The following is an 18,760-nucleotide window of genomic DNA, read 5'->3' on the forward strand; positions in this document are numbered from 1 at the left end:
TTTTTGCTATATTACCTATAATTATCTGTTCTTTGCCATTCTTCAGTGCTTTCCAAGCGCGGTGGAAGTTGTCGTTTGTGTTCGGTTTTTTCTATCATATTTTGAATTTTGGCTGTATCCTTCTGGTTTCCTAAACCAAATTGAATAAATTGATCTAAAACTGCATAGCGAATACCCATTTCCTTTTCATCAGTTTGATCTTCCCATAGACCTGCTGATGGTGCCTTTTCGATTATGGATGCCGGTATTTCTAAAAAATTGGCGAATTGCCAAATTTCGGTTTTAGTCAGATGGGCAAGAGGCATCAGATCAACTCCTCCATCCCCATATTTGGTATAATATCCGACCGTTAATTCACTTTTGTTGGTTGCTCCACAAACCAAATAATTTTCCTTTTGCGCAAAATAATAAAGGAATATCATTCGGATTCGAGGAATCATGTTTGCCAGAGGAAGGGGCAATGGTTTTGAATAGCTTTTGCCAAGTAAAGCCAGGAAAGAATCATATATTGCATCGAGTGGAAATATTAAATAAGGAATAGAAAATTTTTCTGCGATTAATTCAGCATCCTGTTGATCTTGGGGGAGGCTATAACAGGGGAGCATGAGACCAAGAGTGTTTTCTGGAAAAGCAATTTTAGATAATATTCCCGCGACTGAAGAATCAATTCCTCCGCTCAAGCCAAGAACCACCCCCTTTGCCTTGGCTTTTTGGACTGTTTCCTTTAACCAATGAACTATTCGATCTCTTTCCTGACACCAATCTTTCATACCTTTTCTCCTTCATTGACATTTATTTCTCTGATACTGTATCATTTTTAGACATGTAGAATAAACTTACTATGTTGTATTAAGTAATTATAAACCAATCAGTGATCAATTTGTCCTTTTAATTGACCAGGTTATAATAGCAGTTGAGGGTTAACCCAATAAACTTGGTTTTTTAATTAAAAGATGAAGGGCAAAAACTCAAAGGAGCGATGGATATGGGAAAAACCATTGCAGAAAAGATTTTTGAAAAGAAAGTTGGCTACCCGGTTAAGGCAGGAGATTTGGTTATTGCCCGAATTGATATGGCAATGGGTCAAGATGGAACCACACCACTGGCAATCCAATCTTTTAAAGAAATGGGCGGAAAAAAAGTATTCGACCCATCTCGCATCGTGTTTATCATTGACCATAATGCCCCAAGCCAGTTGGAAGCAATATCGATGCTTCATGATAGCATGCGAAAGTTTGCTGAAAATTATAGATTGACTCTTTTTGAAATCGGATGTGGAGTTTGTCATGAAATCATGGTCGCTAAAGGTTTGGTGGTTCCCGGTGACTTAGTGATTGGTGCTGACTCACACACCTGTACCTATGGTGCCATCGGAGCCTTCTCAACCGGAGTAGGAAGCACTGAGTTGGCAGCAGCCATGATATCAGGCCAACTCTGGTTCAAGGTTCCTGAAACCATTTTGGTTCATCTCAACGGGACTCTTCCTCCGGGAGTTTTTTCTAAAGACGTTATTCTTTACCTTGCTTCTCAAATAGGTGCTGATGGAGCAACTTATCAGGCTATTGAATTTGCTGGTCCCATTATTGATCAACTTTCGGTAGATGAACGATTAACTATTTCGAACATGGCGGTTGAATTAGGAGCCAAAGCTGGCATAATTGCCCCTGATGAAAAAACCTTAACCTGGGTTAAACAAAGAACAAACAAGCCTTTTGAGCCGATTTTTCCAGACCCGAATGCGGTATATATAAAAGAATTAACCTATGACTGCTCAACGCTTGTTCCCCAGGTTGCTCTTCCTCATCGGGTTGATACGGTTACCTCAATCGGTTCCTTAGGAGAGGTAATAATTCAAGAAGCCTATTTAGGAACCTGTACCAATGGTCGAAGCGTAGATATTGAAATTGCTGCCAAGATACTACAAGATAAAAAAGTCCACCCAAAGGTTCGTCTTATCGTTGCTCCGGCCTCAAAAGAAATTCTTTTGGAAGCGATCGAGAAAGGTTGGATAGAAACCATTGTCAAAGCTGGAGGAGTTCTGGTAACTCCCGGTTGTGGGCCTTGTGTTGGAACCCATCAGGGAGTTCCAGGCGATGGATGGAATGTTGTTTCAACAGCCAATCGAAATTTTAAAGGACGCATGGGTAATAATAAAGCTTTCATTTACTTGGCTTCTCCTGCTACCGTTGCTGCCTCGGCATTAGAAGGAAAAATAACCGATCCGAGAAAATATTTGAGGTGATTGACATGATACTCAAAGGAAAAGCTCACGTTTTTGGAGATGATATTAACACCGATTATATCATTTCAGGGAAATATAAATTTAAAACACTGGATATGAACGAATTGGGAAAACACGTCATGGAAGATATCGATCCTCAGTTTTCACAAAAAGTAGAGGTTGGAGACTTCATTGTAGCTGGGAAAAATTTTGGCTGTGGTTCTTCCCGTGAACAGGCGCCCAGAGCTTTGCTTGCCAGTGGTATAAAAGGAGTTATTGCTTCGTCAATAGCGCGTATTTTCTTTCGTAATGCCATTAACTGCGGTTTAGTGGCATTAGAGTGTGATACCAGTCGAATTCAGAGTGGTGATGAATTGGAAATTAACCTAACAACAGGGAAAATTAAAAACGTAACTCAGAATATTAGCATTGAAGCTGCTCCGCTTCCGGAAGTAATGATTCAAATCCTGAACGAAGGCGGTTTAGTTTCTTATTTTAAAAAACATGGATCATTTCCTGAGCCGGTTAAACACCAATCTTAAAGGAGAAAATTATGTGGGAAAGTTTAAAAAAAGGTGATCCAGAAATATTCCATTGGGTAAAAGAAGAACTAAATCGACAAAGAAATACTCTGGAAATGATTGCTTCAGAAAATTTTACCAGTTTAGCCGTTCTTGATGCCCAAGGATCAGTGCTCACTAATAAATACGCTGAGGGTTATCCAGCTAAACGGTATTACGGCGGCTGTATCTATGTCGATGAAGTGGAAAATATTGCCCGCCAAAGAGCCTTAGATATTTTTGGAGCTGATCATGTTAATGTTCAAGCCCACTCGGGTTCTCAAGCAAATATGGCGGTTTATATGGCAGTCCTCAAGCCTGGTGATACAGTACTTGGTATGAATCTTGCCCACGGAGGGCACCTTACCCATGGAAGCCGGGTGAATTTTTCCGGGGTTCTTTATCATTTCATTCCTTACGGCGTCCATCCTGATACCGAAAGGATTGATTATGATGAACTGGAAAAACTGGCTGCCGAACATAAGCCTAAATTGATTGTAGCTGGAGCCAGTGCTTATCCTCGTTTTATTGATTTTAAAAGGTTAAGAAAAATCAGCCAACAAATTGGCGCTTATCTGATGGTGGACATGGCTCACATAGCAGGTCTGGTAGCAGCCGGTGTTCATCCCAATCCTATCCCTTATGCTGATTTTGTAACCACGACGACTCATAAAACCCTTCGTGGACCTCGGGGAGGAATGGTTTTTTGCCGAAAAGATTTTGCCGGAATTATTGATAAAGCTATTTTTCCTGGAACCCAGGGAGGCCCTCTTTTACACGTTATTGCTGGTAAAGCAGTTGCTCTCAAAGAAGCACAAAGCGAAGAGTTTAAAACTTATCAAAGACAAACAGTCAAAAACGCAATTGCACTTGCTGTTTCTCTTAAAGAAAAGGGATTTCGCTTAGTTTCCGACGGAACTGACAACCACCTCATTCTTGTTGATGTTCGAAATCAAGGGATAACTGGGAAGGAAGCTGAAAAGTATCTGGATCAAGTTGGAATAACGGTGAATAAAAATGCTATTCCCTTTGACCCAGAAAAACCAAATACCACCAGCGGAATCCGGGTTGGAACTCCGGCTTGCACAACTCGTGGAATGAAAGAAAGAGAAATGTCGATCATTGCTGGACTGATTCATAAAACATTTGAATTAAAAAGCGATATATTGGCACTCGAGAAAATTGCTCACGAGGTGAATCAACTGTGTCATCAATTTCCCTTATATCCTGATCTTGTAATTCCGGAATAGATAATTTAAATTATGGTTTTATAGATCATAATCAGCAAAGAGATTCCAGGATTCGCAAACGAGGAGGTTTGTACCGATGAAAGAAAAAGTCGAAAAAGCATTGGAAAAGGTAAGAGGATATCTCCGTATGGAAGGTGGAGATGTTGAATTAGTAGATATCGTTGATGGCGTAGTGAAGGTTCGATTAAAAGGAATGTGCAGTTCTTGTCCAATGTCAATGATGACTCTAAAAGATGGCATTGAACGTGTGGTAAAAGAAGAAGTTCCTGAAGTCGTTTCAGTTATTCAAGCTTAATCAATCAGATTATCTCATAAAAAAAGCGTCTGATTTTCAAGCCAGACGCTTTTTTTATTTTTCAACTTTTCATTCCAAAATTTATATTTGATTAAAAAATACCTACCATTCAATGCAATTTTCTACTTATTTTGCTGACTTTCCCTGAATAACCCAATAAAAAAGACTGACAAAGACGATTCCTCCAATAATATTTCCTAAAGTAACTGGTAAGAGATTTCGGAAAATATTCCCCCAGCTTAAGAGTTTTTCTACAGAAATGTATCCTTGAGCAACAATACCAGCTGGTAAAAAGTACATATTCGCTACACTATGTTCATACCCCAGCGCTACGAAGGTTAGAATTGGTGCCGGTATGACCAGAAGCTTGGTTAGGTTATTTTCTGAATAAATACAAAGCAAGACGGCAAAGCAAACTAACCAATTACATAGAATTCCGCGACTTAAGGCAGGAATAAAAGCAAGACTCATTTTAGCACTGGCGATGGCATAGGCTCTTTCGGCTATGATTCCTTGCCCGGAAGCAAGTAATCCAGAAGCATGGTAAAGTCCAATCAAAAGAAGAGCTCCAAGAAAATTACCAACATAAACAACCACCCAATTTTTCAAAGTTAAAAGCCAAGATGATGTTGAGTCATAACAGGAATAAGAAAGCAGACAATTCCCCGTAAAGAGATCGGCTTTCCCCAATACCACAAAAATCAAGCCTACCGAAAATATCAAGCCACCTAAGATTTGGCTCAGTCCGAAAGAAAGCCCCGATGATGCAGTGAGCAGAGTAAAAAGTTGTGATGCAAATCCGATATAGGCACCAGCTAAAATCGAAGCAAAAAAAAGAGATAAAAAACCTTTATGAGTTTTTCCATTACACCATTGAATTAAAGTCGTATGCTCTGTTTCCATATTTTTTCCTCCTAATTTGGAAAAATCATTACAATAACTAATTACTTAAATAGATAATATAATAGGTTATAAAATTTTTAAAGATAAATTATAGATTTTTATTTATGTTTTTGTTAAAATGTGCACAATACCTTACGAGGGAGGGTCATTAATGGCGGAAGTATTAGAACAACTCGCAAAAGAATTATTTGCTGGAAATGCTAAAGGTGTAGCCGAGCTAACCAACAAAGCATTAGCAGAAGGCCTTAAACCTTCTGAAGTACTGAATGATGGTCTTATCAAAGGAATGGGCGAAGTTGGTGTTAAATTTAAAGCCAATGAAATTTATGTTCCCGAGGTATTAATTGCTGCCCGTGCTATGAAAGCTGGTATGGAGATTTTAAAACCAAAATTAGCCGAAAGTGGAGTAGAACCGGTAGCAAAAATGATCATCGGTACGGTAAAGGGAGACCTTCATGATATCGGAAAAAATTTAGTTGCCATGATGATGGAAGGAGCTGGTTTTGAAATAATCGATCTTGGCATTGATGTCCCGGCTGAAAAATTTATCCAAGCAGTAAAAGATAATCAACCACAACTCATCGGGATGTCAGCTTTGTTAACCACCACCATGGTCCAAATCAAAGAAAACATTAAGGCTTTCCAGGATGCTGGAGTAAGAAATAATGTAAAAGTATTAATTGGAGGAGCTCCAGTTACTCAGAAGTTTACAGATGAGGTCGGTGCTGATGGTTATTCACCAGATGCCGCATCAGCCGTAGACAAAGCAAAAGAACTATTAGGTATTGCGTAAAAAAGGGTGGAATTCCACCCTTTTTTTTAATCTTGAATTAATTAATTATCTTATTTAATAAATAATTCAAATACTTTATTAATTTTCACTAAAAGGGGGATTACAGTTATGATGAGCGATCTTGAAATCGCCCAGCGCTCAAATATGAAGCCAATTTCAGAAGTTGCCAGCTTAATTGGTTTAAGCGATGATGATTATGAACTCTATGGAAAATATAAAGCAAAAGTATCACTCGATGTCTTGGACAAGTTTCACGATCGACCCTTAGGAAAGTATATTGATGTAACGGCTATCACACCAACTCCGTTAGGAGAAGGAAAGACAGTTACCACCATAGGATTAGCCATGGGTTTAAATGCCATTGGCAAAAAGAGCATCGTCTGTATTCGTCAACCTTCTCTTGGTCCAGTATTTGGAATTAAGGGTGGAGCAGCTGGCGGTGGGTACTCCCAGGTTATTCCCATGGAGGATTTTAATCTCCATTTAACCGGGGATACTCATGCCGTATCTTTAGCTCATAATCTTCTTGCCGCTTTTATTGATAATCATCTTCATCACGGCAATGAATTGAATATTAACCCATTTACAATAAGCTGGCCTCGAGTTGTTGATGTAAGCGATCGAGCACTTCGAAAAATTGTCCTTGGTTTAGGCGGGAAAGAAAATGGAGTTCCTCGAGAATCCGGTTTCGATATCTCGGTTGCTTCCGAGGTCATGGCAATTTTAGCTCTGACGACCGATTTATCGGATATTCGAAAGCGATTAGGACGAATTGTTATTGGTTATAACAAAAAGAAACAACCGGTAACTGCGGAAGATTTGAAATGTGCTGGTTCGATGGCAGTTTTAATGAAAGATGCCATTAAACCCAATCTTCTCCAAACCTTAGAAAATACTCCATGTCTGGTTCACGCTGGTCCATTTGCCAACATCGCTCATGGCAACAGTTCTATTCTCGCTGACCAAATCGCTCTTCGTCTAACCGACTACGTTGTAACCGAGAGTGGTTTCGGAGCTGATTGTGGAATGGAAAAGTTCATGGATATTAAATGTCGATATAGTGGGCTCAAACCCAATTGCGTGGTAATGGTGTGTTCCATTCGAGCATTAAAAATGCACAGTGGAAAATATAAAGTCGTACCAGGAAAACCACTGGATCCTGGTTTAGCTCAAGAAGATATTGAAGCTATTACCCAAGGCTCAGAAAATTTAATTAAACAGATCGAAAATGCCCGCTACTTTGGAATACCAGTAGTCGTTGCTATTAACGCCTTTACCTCCGATACTCCAAAAGAAATTGAAGCGGTCAGAAAAATATCCATAGAAAATGGTGCCTTCGATGCAGTGATTTCCGAAGTATGGGCTAAAGGTGGAGAAGGAGGAAAGGATCTAGCTCAAGCAGTTGCTCGGGCGTGCGACAATGGAGGAGATTTTCAATTCCTCTATCCTCTTGATGCTCCAATCAAAGATAAAATCCACGCCATCGCGACCAAAATTTATGGAGCAGACGGAGTGGTTTACGAAAGTGTTGCTGAGAAAAAAATCAAACTGTTCACCGAAATGGGATGGGATACTCTCCCTATTTGCATGGCAAAAACTCATCTTTCTCTTTCCCATGACCCCAAACTACTAGGTCGTCCAAGAGATTACAAATTACCAATTCGCGATATTCGACCTTCAATTGGTGCTGGTTTCCTTTACCCACTTTGTGGTGAGATGAGAACCATGCCTGGTCTTCCCTCTAAACCGGCAGGAAATGCAGTCGATTTCGATGAAGACGGGAATGTGGTGGGACTTTTCTAATGAACCGATTTATCTCTTCTGTTCCCATTTATGATATCGCAATCCTGGGTGCCGGTGTCGCTGGTTTATCTGCTGCTCGGTTTTTGAGTTCCTCATTAAAAGGAGTAGTAATCGAATCGGAAAAGCAAATAGGGGGGTTAGCTTGGCAACTGGGTTGCAAAGCCACTGATATGTGCTTATATTGTGGTGTATGTCATGGAATACAATTGCGACGGGACCTGGAAGGTTTCTCGTCATACCCCTTTGATCTTATCCTTGATCAACAACTATCTTCGATGACTAAAGAAAATGGGGATTATCAACTTTCTTTCAAAAACGGCCGATCGATAACTGCTCATTCGATATTGGTCGCAACTGGAATTCAACCTTTTGATGCCTGCCAAGTTCCTCAATACGGATATGGCACTTTTTCTCATATTTACACGGGAATTGAAATTGAAAGAAATTTAAATTCAGAAGGGGTTAATGCATTTAATACCTATCAAAAGATCGCCTTCATCCAGTGTGTAGGATCAAGAAATTTTAAAGAAAAAAGAGGGTATTGTTCTCGGGTATGTTGCCGGTATGCTCTTAGGATTGCTGAAGATTTAGCTTTTCAGTATCCCCATCTACAGATTGATATGTATTATATGGACCTCCAACTTCTGGGCGGAAAGAAAGAATTACTTGCTGAAATCTCAGAGAAAAGGGTAAAGCTCATTCGCCATATGCCTTATCGAGTGGATTCACCAAATGGAAAACCGATTCTCATGTTTGAGGATGACCAAAGGGTCACTCGAATTGAATATGATGCGGTCATCTTATCGGTTGGCATGATCCCTAGCCCGGGAACTAAACAAGCAGCTGATATTCTTCGGCTAAATATCGACGATTCTGGTTTTATAAAAGATTACGGGGATGGAACCACTAGTCAGGAGAATATCTATGTATGTGGAACCGCATCGGGAGCAAAGGATATTGAAACAGCCATTTCCGATGGAAAAAGAGTTGGGCGGCGAATTCTTTCTGTTCACCAGGAATTGCAACAGGTTAAATCCTAAAAAAAGATGTTAAAATATTCGAATATTTGTCGTCTGATGACAAATCTGATAAGGGGGATAATAACTTGAAGACTGTTCTTATCGTCTCTCTTGGCGATACCCGGTCTTGGATGAAGCCTTGGATAGATCAAATTGATACTCATTTCCCGGTTCGGGTTCATTCGCTTTCTTCGGCTGAACTTGGGAATAATCTTCCATTGGATTACGATCGGTTCATATTTACTGGAAAAAGCCTTCTCCTACATCGAGAAAATATAGCTCGGATTTGTGCTGCAGCAAACATTGATCCTTTGCGAGTTTTTTCTTATCCAGAAGAACATCTTCCTCAGTCAATGGATGATGAAAAAATAAATCAATGGAATTCTTACCTTCACCAGGTCATACTCGCTCCTGAAGCTGAACAACCGGTTGAAGCAATCAACCTTCATTTAATTAAGAAGATTGCTGTCTTAGGGAAGAATCCAATTGACGATAGCATTCTCGAAGAATTTCAAAAAGTCGGTCTTGAAATTTTCCAACCCATATTTCCTTTTGCTATCGAGCGTCAGGGAATTCAATATTGTATTGAGTCACAAACAGGAGCAACAATAGTTGGAGGGGTAGTGGTTGTTCCCGAATTTCAACCGGTTTTTTCCTACCCAATTCCCAATGAAGTGGATGATACTCGTAAGGTCTTTTTCCTCGAAGATTTTAAAAATAAAGTTCCCATGAGAAATTTTCGAAAACAAACCGCGGTTTTTCTGATTCCAGAAGTTATGGTCTCAGCTGAAACCTGGTCAACACTTTATGACATCTCTCAGCTCTTGGTTCAAAGAGACCAAGCTCAAGTATTCATTCTCTGCAGGGAAGCCGTTGTTGCCGGTGATGGTTTGGAAAGGAAATACCTTGAAAGCCGAAAATCAGGTGTTCTTATTGAAAAAATTGACTTTTCTCGTTTGATACTTCAACCATCTTTGGACATGAGAGGAAGTTGGGTTCGCTTTGTTACCGAACGAGATGGGATCTCGCAGAAAATTTTAAGTGATTGGCTAATCAAGGTGCCTGGAAAAAAATTCATTCCTTATGACTTCACCAAAATATTCTCCGGTGATCGTTTGATTCCATCTTTATCGCCATTGAATAATATTAACCTACCTCTCTATAGTTTACCTCTGGAAGGTTGGTATCAGCTTCCTGATAATAAATTAACAATTGATACTCACTATGCTATACAGGAAGTAATTGACTATTTCCAACGGGGAGTAACCGCCGAGAGGAATCGGGCCATGGTTGACGAGGAAAAGTGTGTTCTCTGTTTGACCTGCCTTCGAACCTGCCCTTGGAGTGCTATTGACATTGAAGGAACGTCGAAAAGAAAAAAAGCCAGAATCAATTGGGAACAATGCCATCTCTGTGGTTTATGTTCAACGTCTTGCCCAGCTGGTGCTATAACTCTATACGGTCTTGAAATGGGAAAAGACCAACACAACTCAAGAAGACTTGAGGTCATGGGTGTTAGTGAAAATACCGGGAAGATTTAAAATGAATTCGTAATCACTCGTTGCTATTTTTTAAATATTTTTGTTTTGGAGTGATGGATATTGAAAATATTGGTAATCGCTTGTGATAAAAGTGGTTATCCAGCGATGATAAAATATACCACCGAAAATACGACCGATCATGAACTTACTAGCATTTTAAAAGTACCCTGTCTTGGGAGTGTAAAAGAAAGTGATATTCTTGAGGCCTTAGAAGGAGATTGCGACCGGGTTCTCTTGGTGGGCTGTCCCATTGATAGCTGCTTTCACCAAGATGGAAGTCGCTTTGCTCAAAGAAGAGTGAATAGAATCAATCATCTATTAGAAGAAGCTGATATTAGCAAAAGAGTTGTGATCAGTTTTGTAACTGCTGAAAAAATATCTGAAATAAAAAGGACTTTGGATTTAATCTCGGGTACTCCAGCCCAAGAGGAGCTTAAACCATGATCGTTGGTGAAAGAAAACCAATACCAGAAATCCTTGCTATGCTTGATGATTCTAAAAAAGTCTTAGTCTTAGGATGCGGAACTTGTGTAACCGTCTGCCTCACCGGAGGTGATAAAGAAGCAAAAGAATTAGCCTCTTTATTGAGAATCAAAGGATATGAAGCTGACAGTTTAACTGTTGAACGACAATGCGAACTAGAGTTTATCAATCCTTTGCGGGAACGCATTCAATCGGTTGACGCCGTTATTTCTCTGGCTTGTGGTGTTGGCGTTCAAGCTCTATATGAGCTCGATTCTGGAAAAAGCATCTATCCTGGATTAAATACGACCTTCATGGGAATGCCGGTAAAACAAGGAAATTGGGAAGAACGTTGCTGGGGGTGTGGAGACTGTATCATTCATCTTTTTGGAGGAACATGCCCGATAACCCGCTGTGCTAAAAGTCTCTTAAACGGCCCTTGTGGTGGCTCAAAAGATGGAAAATGTGAAGTGAAACCTGATCGTGATTGTGCTTGGCAGTTGATTTATGATCGCCTAAAGAAACTCAACCGTTTGGATTGGTTGTTAACGATCCAGCCTCCGAAAGACTGGTCAACATCCCGCTATGGTGGACATCGTAAAATGACCCGGGAGGATATGCTGTTATGAGCTGGCTCAAGCAAGTATTGCAAAGTGGTCATTTCGCTGTTACTGCTGAAGTGGGACCTCCCAAAGGATCCGATCCTCAGGTAATACGAAAAAAATGCAATTTGCTCAAAGGTTTTGTTGATGCAGTCAACATCACTGATAATCAGACGGCTATCGTTCGTATGTCAAGCTTTGCCAGTAGTTTGGTTGCCCAGGAGCAGGGAATCGAACCGGTTATGCAAATGGTCACTCGAGACCGAAATCGTATTGCTCTGCAGAGCGATTTCCTCGGAGCTTGCGCTTTAGGAATTTCCAATCTTCTTTGTCTTACCGGTGACCATCAGAGCATGGGGAATCACCCCCAATCAAAAAACGTCTACGATATTGACTCAATTCAACTCTTGCAAATCTTTAAAAATATAAGAGATCAAAAAATATTCCAGAATGGAGAAGAAGTGAAAGGGGAAATGAATATTTTTTTAGGTGCGGGTGAAAGCCCATATGCTGATCCTCTCGAGTTTCGTGCTCTTCGCTTGGCGAAAAAGATTGCTGCCGGAGCCGAATTTATTCAAACTCAGGCAATTTTCGATGTGGAAATTTTCACCCGATGGATGGAAGAAGTGTGTCGCTTAGGACTTCATAAAAAATCATTTATTTTAGCCGGAGTTATACCGGTAAAATCAGCGAAAGCGTTACGTTATATGAAAAACGAGGTACCGGGTGTTGTCATTCCCGACAGCTTAATTGAGAGAATGGAAGCAGCCACTGATCAAAAAGCTGAAGGAGTTGAGGTTTGTATCGAAACCATCCAAAAAGTTGCAAAAATCGAAGGTGTATCCGGGGTTCACATTATGGCCATTGCTTGGGAAAGTATAGTTCCGGAAATCGTACAACGGTCTGGTCTATTACCCCGACCGGCAAAAGGAGAGATCACTTCATCATGAAGGCTGAAAAAAAATTCGATCCTCAATTCAAATATCAAGTTGCGTCACGACCCGGTGGAGAGGGCTTGATGGCATGTTTTGCCTGTGGAGTGTGTACCGCCGGATGTCCGGTAAGTGAAGTGGAGAGTGGTTTTAACCCTCGTCGAATTATTCATCAGATCTTAGTAGGAGATCGTGAGGGAGTTTTAGCCTCAAAGGCAATTTGGATGTGTATCGGTTGTTATACCTGCACTGCTCACTGCCCGCAGGATGTTGAATTTACCAATCTTCTAAAAGTTCTCCGACGTATGGCAGTGGAAGAAGAATATGTTGATTCTCATTGGATAAAAATGATTGAAGATGTTGACCGACAAACCCAAAAGCTCCGTCGTGATTTAATTTCCCACCTCTGGGAAGAGAAGAATATTCACTCGGTTAATGACTTTGAAAAATTCTATGAAAATGAAATCAAAAAATTGGCCTGGGTAAAGGAGAATAATAATCATGACCATGAATAAAATCGGTCGGGTCATGGTAGTGGGAGGAGGAATCGCCGGAATCCAGTCATCTCTTGATTTGGCTAACTCCGGTTTTCATGTTTATTTAGTTGAATCGTCACCCACCATCGGAGGCCTCATGGCTCGGCTCGATAAAACCTTTCCGACCAACGACTGTGCGATGTGTATTCTGTCTCCCAAATTGGTAGAATGTGGTCGTCATCTCAACATCGACATTTTATCCTATTCCGAAGTTGAAGAGATTGAAGGGCAACCAGGACAATTTACCGTAACTGTTCGGAAAAAAGCTAGATATATTGATGAATCTAAATGCACCGGTTGTAGCGATTGTGTTGGAGTCTGTCCAGTTGATCGACCCAATGAATATGAAAATTTTCTCAATACTCGAAAAGCTACTTTCCGACCGTTTCCTCAAGCTTTTCCCAATGCTTTTACCATTGAGAAAAAAGGAACGGCCAATTGTCAGGCTGCCTGTCCATTAGAGCAAAAAGCCCAGGGATATATCGCCCTGGTGAAAAGTCAACGTTATGAAGATGCTCTTCGAACTGTACGATTGGACAATCCCTTCCCGGCAATTTGCGGAAGAGCCTGCCATCATCCCTGTATGGAAAAGTGTCAGCGTGGCGTGCTGGATGAGCCTTTGGGAATACCGTCGATTAAAAGATTTTTATCCGATTATGAAACTGCTCATCAAATGAAAGCATTGCCGGAACGGGAAGAACCAAAACCTCAAAAAGTGGCGATTATTGGTGCTGGACCCAGCGGATTAAGTTGTGCTTATTTTCTTGCGTTGAAAGGATATTCAGTCGAAATCTTCGAGGCCAAAGACCAACCGGGTGGGATGATGGTCTACGGAATACCAGCCTATCGGCTCCCCCGTGATGTCGTCTCTCGAGACATCGAAACCATTCTATCCCTGGGAGTTTCAATTCATTACGGAAAAAAGTGGGGTAGTGATTTTACCCTTGATCATTTATTTGAGCAAAATTTTCAAGCGGTCTATTTGGCCTGTGGAGCTTGGAAGGGGATGAAAGTTGGAGTCAATGGAGAAAATCATCCCCGAATCATGGATGGCCTTTTTTATTTAGATAAAGCCAATAGCGGTAAAGAACTTCCTAAAGCTCAAGAAGTGGTTATTGTTGGAGGAGGAAATGTTGCCATCGACTGTGCCCGAACCGCTCTGCGGCGTGGTGCCAAAAAAGTATCCATTTACTATCGTCGTTCCCGGGAAGAAATGCCAGCTCGAAACGAAGAAATCGAAGATGCCCAGGAAGAAGGAATTGAATTTGTCTATTGTGCCAGTCCCCGTGCTTTTACCGAACGGGATGGTTCTCTATATATGGAAACCTTTGTTATGAGGCTCTGTTCTCCGGATGAATCAGGACGAAGAAGACCAGAAGTTATTCCCGGATCAGGATATGAAGTGGCTGCCGATCTCTTCATATTGGCTATCGGTCAGGAAGTCGACATTCCCGACGAGGGCCTGGAAAAAACTCGAAGAGGAACCATAAAAACCAATGAAAAACTGGAAACATCCCGTCAAGGCGTCTATGCCGGCGGTGATTTGGTAATGGGACCTGCTACGCTGGTTGAATCAATCGCTCACGGCAAAAGAGCTGCTCAAGCAATTGATGCCAAGTTTACTGGAAAGGAGTTTTCAGTTGAACGCCGCCGTCCAGCACCTCTTAGCATTCCTTGGAACACCATTCGTAAAAACCATACTCACATGGCAAAAGCACCAGTTTCGGAAAGAATCAACGATTTTCGTGAAGTGGAGTTAGGATATACTGAAAAGGAAGTTCTCGAAGAAGCCGCCCGTTGTCTTTCTTGTGGGGGTTGTTCCGAATGTATGCAATGTGTTTTTGCCTGTCAACGGAATGCAATTGACCACACCATGAAAGACACCAGGGAAAAGATTGAGGTTGGTGCCATCATTTTTTCTGCAGGAGCTGAAACCTTTAATCCCACCGAGAAGTATCGGGAACTTGGTTATCGGAAGTTTCCCAATGTTATCACCAGCCTGGATTTTGAAAGAATACTCAACGCTTCCGGACCATTCTCGGGCAAAGTCCAACGTCCATCAGATCGAAAAACTCCTAAAAAAATCGCATTTGTTCAATGTATTGGCTCAAGGGATCCAGAAAGAGGAAAATCCTACTGTTCCTCGGTTTGTTGTATGTATGCTATTAAAGAAGCTTTGGTTGCCAAAGAGCATCTGGCTATAGAACATCATGAAGAGCAACCAGTTGAAGCTGGCTGCAGTTGCGGAACCGACTTGTCCAATGGCGAGGAGACTGCCAACCAAAACCTGGTCATGGCAAATTCCTCAGAAGAATTTTCGGCCACAGTGTTTATGATCGATATGCGAGCCTATGGAAAAGATTTTGAAAAATATTATCAGAGAGCGAAACGGGAAGGGATTCGGTTCATTCGAGGGAAGGTTGATCGGGTCAAGGAATTAGATAACGGCGACCTCGAAGTTGCCTTTGTTGACAACCTGGGGAACTTCCAGAAAGAAAATTTTGAGCTTTTGATTCTCTCGGTTGGACTTCAAGTTGAACCGGAAAAATTGGCTCAATTGGAAAAATTAGGACTTTCGATAAGTTCAGAAGGCTTTCTTTCTACTGATCCCACCAATCCCATCCAAACCACTCGCCAAGGAGTTTGGGTTTGCGGCACCTTAGCTGGTCCGAAAGATATTCCTGATACAGTAATGGAAGCCAGTGCTGCCAGTTGTGATGTTGCCGGATTTCTTCATTCCGCCCGATTTACCCAGGTAAAAGAAAAAGCCTATCCCCAGCAACGAGACGTTTCCAACGAGCCGCTTCGAATCGGAGTTTTCATCTGCCGCTGTGGAATCAATATCGGTGGAGTGGTGGAAGTTCCGAAAGTGGTTGAATGGGCAAAAAGCCTCCCCGGTGTCGTCTATGCCGAGGAAAATCTCTATACCTGTTCCCAGGATACCCAAGAGCGGATTAAAGAAATGATTTTGGAACTCAGCCTCAACCGGATTATCGTGGCTTCCTGCTCACCACGAACCCATGAACCGCTCTTCAGAGAAACGCTCAAAGAAGCCGGACTTAATCCTTATCTCTTTGAAATGGCCAATATTCGAGACCAATGTTCCTGGGTTCACCAACAAACTCCTGATGATGCTACCGATAAATCGCGGGATTTGGTTTCTATGGCGGTTGCCAAAGCAACGCTTTTGGAACCACTCACTCCCATGCTTCTCCCCTTAGAAAAATCTCTATTGGTTCTCGGAGGAGGCTTGAGTGGAATGACCGCCGCTCTGGAAGCCGCCCATCAGGGATTAAAAGTTTTCTTGGTGGAAAAGGAAACAAAACTAGGTGGAAATGTATGTGGTTTCCAGAATAAAATGAACATTGAAGGAACTCATCTCACTGACCTTTTGAATTCAATGAAAGACCAGATCACCAATCATCCCAATATTGAAGTTTACCTCAATGCCCAAGTAAAAGAGGTCAATGGATTCGTGGGTAATTTTGAAAGCACTATTTTGCAGGCTGATATTGAAATCCCGGTGAAGCACGGAGGAGTTATAGTTGCTACCGGTGCTCATCAATATCAACCTCAAGAATTTCTTTATCAAAAAGATCAACGGGTTCTTACTCAAACCGAGTTAGAGAAGCAACTTGATCAGGATGATTTTTCTCCAGTCACTTCAGTGGTGATGATCCAGTGCGTCGGTTCTCGGAACGACGAGCATCCCTGGTGCAGCAAAATATGTTGTGGCACCGCGATTAAAAATGCTCTGACCATTAAAGAAAAGAGTCAGGACACCGAAGTGTATATTCTCTATCGAGACATGAGAAGTTACGGTCTTCAGGAAAAATACTACCGAGAAGCGCGAAAACGAGGTGTGGTTTTTATTCGCTTTGAGGATGACGACCCCCCTGAGGTTTTTCAAAAAGATTCTCTTCTCCAGGTTAAAGTCAATAGTTCAGTGTTTCAGGAAAGTGTAACATTACCAGCCGGTATGGTCGTGCTCAGTGCCGGGATTGTTCCTCTTGAAACAAACGTTGCCATCGGTAAGATGTTGAAGGTACCTCTAAATGAAGATGGATTTTTCTTGGAAGCCCATGTTAAGCTGCGACCGGTTGATTTTGCTACTGATGGTGTGTATGTCTGTGGTTTAGCCCATGGCCCAAAATCTGCTTTGGAAAGTATGCTGCAAGCTAAAGCTTGTGTAGCCCGAGCGATGAATATTTTAAGCAAAGATCAAATTCAATCAGAAGCTCAAATTGCCTATGTATTGAAAGAACGCTGTACCGCTTGTGGCGATTGTGAGAAAGTATGTGCCTATAAGGCAGTAAAGATTAATCAAGAAAAGAAGATAGCCGAGGTTAATGCTGCTCTTTGCAAGGGGTGTGGTTTATGTAGTGCAACCTGCAAGAGCACCGCTATCAAAGTTCAGGGGTTTGCCCCTGAACAGCTCATATCTGAGGTGGAATACTTATTATGACCGAATCATCTTGGGAACCAAAAATTGTTGCTTTTCTTTGTCATTGGTGTAGCTATGCTGGAGCCGATTTAGCCGGGGTGAGCCGAATGCAATATCCTCCCAATATTCGGGTGATTCGTGTTCCCTGTTCCGGAGCAATCAATCCTCTCTATATTTTTAAAGCCCTTCGGGAAGGAGCCGATGGAGTTCTGGTTTCCGGCTGTCATCCTGGTGATTGTCATTACATCAGTGGTAATTACTATGCCCGACGTAAGTTTTACATCCTTAAGGAACTGCTGGTCTGGGCGGGAATCGAAGCTGATCGCATCCATTTTTCCTGGGTTTCAGCTTCTGAAGGACAAAAATTCTCCGAGGTGGTTACCGAGGTTGTCAATGCTGTCAAGCCACTCGGACCCTCTCGAAAATTAGTAAAGGAGTTTTCAACCAATGTTTGAAAGCATCCTCATAGATATAGCAAAAAAACTACTCCGAGATAAAACGGTTGATTTGATAATTGGTTATGGGTCTACTCACTATCCCTTTCGAACCGAACCTATCGTTATAAAACAAGAAGACCAGGCTGATGCCTTGGTTTGGAATCCTTTTTGTGGAAATAACTTAGCCCGTTATTTAAAATATTATAAAAATACCCAGCATAAAATCGCTTTGATGGTCAAAGGTTGTGATTCCCGGGCTGTTCAGGTCCTCTTAAAAGAGGATCAAATCAAAAGAGATCGACTTTACTTGATTGGATTATCCTGTCCGGGTTTAGTCAATCATGAAAAGCTTCAAAAGCAATTTCCTCAAGCTTCACCAGATGATTTCCAATGGAAAGAAACCGGTTGGTTCTTTCATGGTGAGCAAATTGACCCGGGACTGCTTCTTGAGGAAACCTGTCTTCGTTGTCGATACCCCAATCCTCTTGAATATGACCAGCTGATTGGTGAACCCCAAACTACCAGTCCCTATCAGACCTATCAAAAAGATTACTTAGATCCAATCGATGACCTTTCTCCAGAAGAACGGTGGGATCGGTGGTCGAAGGAAATGACGAAATGCATTCGTTGTTATGCCTGTCGAAACTCTTGTCCTCTTTGTTATTGTCAGGAATGTTTTGCCGAGAGCACTCAACCCCAATGGGTGAGTCCGGCTGCAACTCCTTCAGATAATTTCCTTTTCCATTTAGTTCGGACCATGCATATGGCTGGACGTTGCGTTGAATGTGGTGCCTGTGAAAGAGCCTGTCCGGTTTCCATTCCAATTGCCCAGCTTCCACTTAAAGTTGAGGCGATCATTCGTGAACAATTTCAATTTGAAGCCGGAACCGATCAAGAGAGCGCTGCTCCTTTGCTCACTTATCGGGAAAATGATCCCGGAGACTTTATAAAGTGAGGTAATG

General features: G+C 41.7%; 17 protein-coding genes. 15 read left to right on the forward strand and 2 right to left on the reverse strand.

The annotated features are described in order from the left end of the window. Positions 1-11: 11 nt before the first annotated feature. Complete coding sequence (gene nadE / locus RT761_RS10745) at positions 12-770, reverse strand: NAD(+) synthase (protein WP_218111422.1); 759 nt, start codon at positions 768-770, stop codon at positions 12-14. Between the two features lie 215 nt (positions 771-985). Here nadE and RT761_RS10750 point away from each other — a divergent pair, with 215 nt between their 5' ends. The 4 genes from RT761_RS10750 to RT761_RS10765 all read left to right on the forward strand — a co-directional run bounded on the left by RT761_RS10750 (position 986) and on the right by RT761_RS10765 (position 4,326). After that, positions 986-2,242: a 3-isopropylmalate dehydratase large subunit gene (locus RT761_RS10750; RefSeq protein WP_218111423.1), complete on the forward strand. Its 1,257-nt coding sequence runs from the start codon at positions 986-988 to the stop codon at positions 2,240-2,242. Between the two features lie 5 nt (positions 2,243-2,247). Then, entirely contained in the window at positions 2,248-2,763 is a 516-nt protein-coding gene (locus RT761_RS10755) for a 3-isopropylmalate dehydratase small subunit (protein WP_218111424.1), read from the forward strand. Between the two features lie 11 nt (positions 2,764-2,774). Further along, entirely contained in the window at positions 2,775-4,031 is a 1,257-nt protein-coding gene (locus RT761_RS10760; RefSeq protein ID WP_218111425.1) for a serine hydroxymethyltransferase, read from the forward strand. A gap of 76 nt (positions 4,032-4,107) precedes the next feature. Beyond that, positions 4,108-4,326 (forward strand): NifU family protein, encoded by a 219-nt coding sequence (locus tag RT761_RS10765; RefSeq protein WP_218111426.1) that lies wholly within the window; start codon positions 4,108-4,110, stop codon positions 4,324-4,326. Positions 4,327-4,452: 126 nt separating this feature from the next. Here the strand turns inward: RT761_RS10765 and RT761_RS10770 are convergent, their stop codons facing one another. Then, positions 4,453-5,229, reverse strand: a complete 777-nt coding sequence (locus tag RT761_RS10770) for a formate/nitrite transporter family protein (protein WP_218111427.1) — start codon at positions 5,227-5,229, stop codon at positions 4,453-4,455. A 151-nt stretch (positions 5,230-5,380) separates the two neighbouring features. Here RT761_RS10770 and RT761_RS10775 point away from each other — a divergent pair, with 151 nt between their 5' ends. The 11 genes from RT761_RS10775 (at position 5,381) to RT761_RS10825 (ending at position 18,753) form a co-directional block, all read left to right on the forward strand. Beyond that, positions 5,381-6,022 (forward strand): corrinoid protein, encoded by a 642-nt coding sequence (locus RT761_RS10775; protein WP_218111428.1) that lies wholly within the window; start codon positions 5,381-5,383, stop codon positions 6,020-6,022. A gap of 108 nt (positions 6,023-6,130) precedes the next feature. Further along, entirely contained in the window at positions 6,131-7,825 is a 1,695-nt protein-coding gene (locus tag RT761_RS10780; protein ID WP_218111429.1) for a formate--tetrahydrofolate ligase, read from the forward strand. Beyond that, positions 7,825-8,865, forward strand: coding sequence for an FAD-dependent oxidoreductase (locus RT761_RS10785; protein ID WP_218111430.1), 1,041 nt, complete (start codon positions 7,825-7,827; stop codon positions 8,863-8,865). The genes RT761_RS10780 and RT761_RS10785 overlap by 1 nt, the downstream gene beginning before the upstream one ends. Before the next feature lie 65 nt (positions 8,866-8,930). Then, positions 8,931-10,385: an ATP-binding protein gene (locus RT761_RS10790; RefSeq protein ID WP_218111431.1), complete on the forward strand. Its 1,455-nt coding sequence runs from the start codon at positions 8,931-8,933 to the stop codon at positions 10,383-10,385. 60 nt (positions 10,386-10,445) lie between these two features. After that, complete coding sequence (locus RT761_RS10795) at positions 10,446-10,829, forward strand: hydrogenase iron-sulfur subunit (RefSeq protein WP_218111432.1); 384 nt, start codon at positions 10,446-10,448, stop codon at positions 10,827-10,829. Beyond that, the gene (locus RT761_RS10800) at positions 10,826-11,476 is read left to right on the forward strand and encodes a methylenetetrahydrofolate reductase C-terminal domain-containing protein (RefSeq protein ID WP_218111433.1); all 651 of its coding nucleotides are present in this window, start codon (positions 10,826-10,828) and stop codon (positions 11,474-11,476) included. The genes RT761_RS10795 and RT761_RS10800 overlap by 4 nt, the downstream gene beginning before the upstream one ends. Further along, positions 11,473-12,399, forward strand: coding sequence for a methylenetetrahydrofolate reductase (locus RT761_RS10805; RefSeq protein ID WP_218111434.1), 927 nt, complete (start codon positions 11,473-11,475; stop codon positions 12,397-12,399). The genes RT761_RS10800 and RT761_RS10805 overlap by 4 nt, the downstream gene beginning before the upstream one ends. Then, the gene (locus tag RT761_RS10810; protein ID WP_218111435.1) at positions 12,396-12,896 is read left to right on the forward strand and encodes a 4Fe-4S dicluster domain-containing protein; all 501 of its coding nucleotides are present in this window, start codon (positions 12,396-12,398) and stop codon (positions 12,894-12,896) included. Before RT761_RS10805 ends, RT761_RS10810 begins: the two co-directional genes overlap by 4 nt. Beyond that, positions 12,883-17,382, forward strand: a complete 4,500-nt coding sequence (locus RT761_RS10815) for an FAD-dependent oxidoreductase (RefSeq protein ID WP_218111436.1) — start codon at positions 12,883-12,885, stop codon at positions 17,380-17,382. Before RT761_RS10810 ends, RT761_RS10815 begins: the two co-directional genes overlap by 14 nt. Further along, positions 17,379-17,816 carry a hydrogenase iron-sulfur subunit gene (locus tag RT761_RS10820; RefSeq protein WP_218111437.1) on the forward strand — a complete coding sequence of 146 codons (438 nt, stop codon included), beginning with the start codon at positions 17,379-17,381 and terminating at the stop codon, positions 17,814-17,816. Before RT761_RS10815 ends, RT761_RS10820 begins: the two co-directional genes overlap by 4 nt. Beyond that, entirely contained in the window at positions 17,809-18,753 is a 945-nt protein-coding gene (locus tag RT761_RS10825; RefSeq protein ID WP_218111438.1) for a 4Fe-4S dicluster domain-containing protein, read from the forward strand. The genes RT761_RS10820 and RT761_RS10825 overlap by 8 nt, the downstream gene beginning before the upstream one ends. Positions 18,754-18,760: the final 7 nt, after the last annotated feature.

The organism is Atribacter laminatus (assembly GCF_015775515.1).
Taxonomy (GTDB): Bacteria; Atribacterota; Atribacteria; order Atribacterales; family Atribacteraceae; genus Atribacter; species Atribacter laminatus.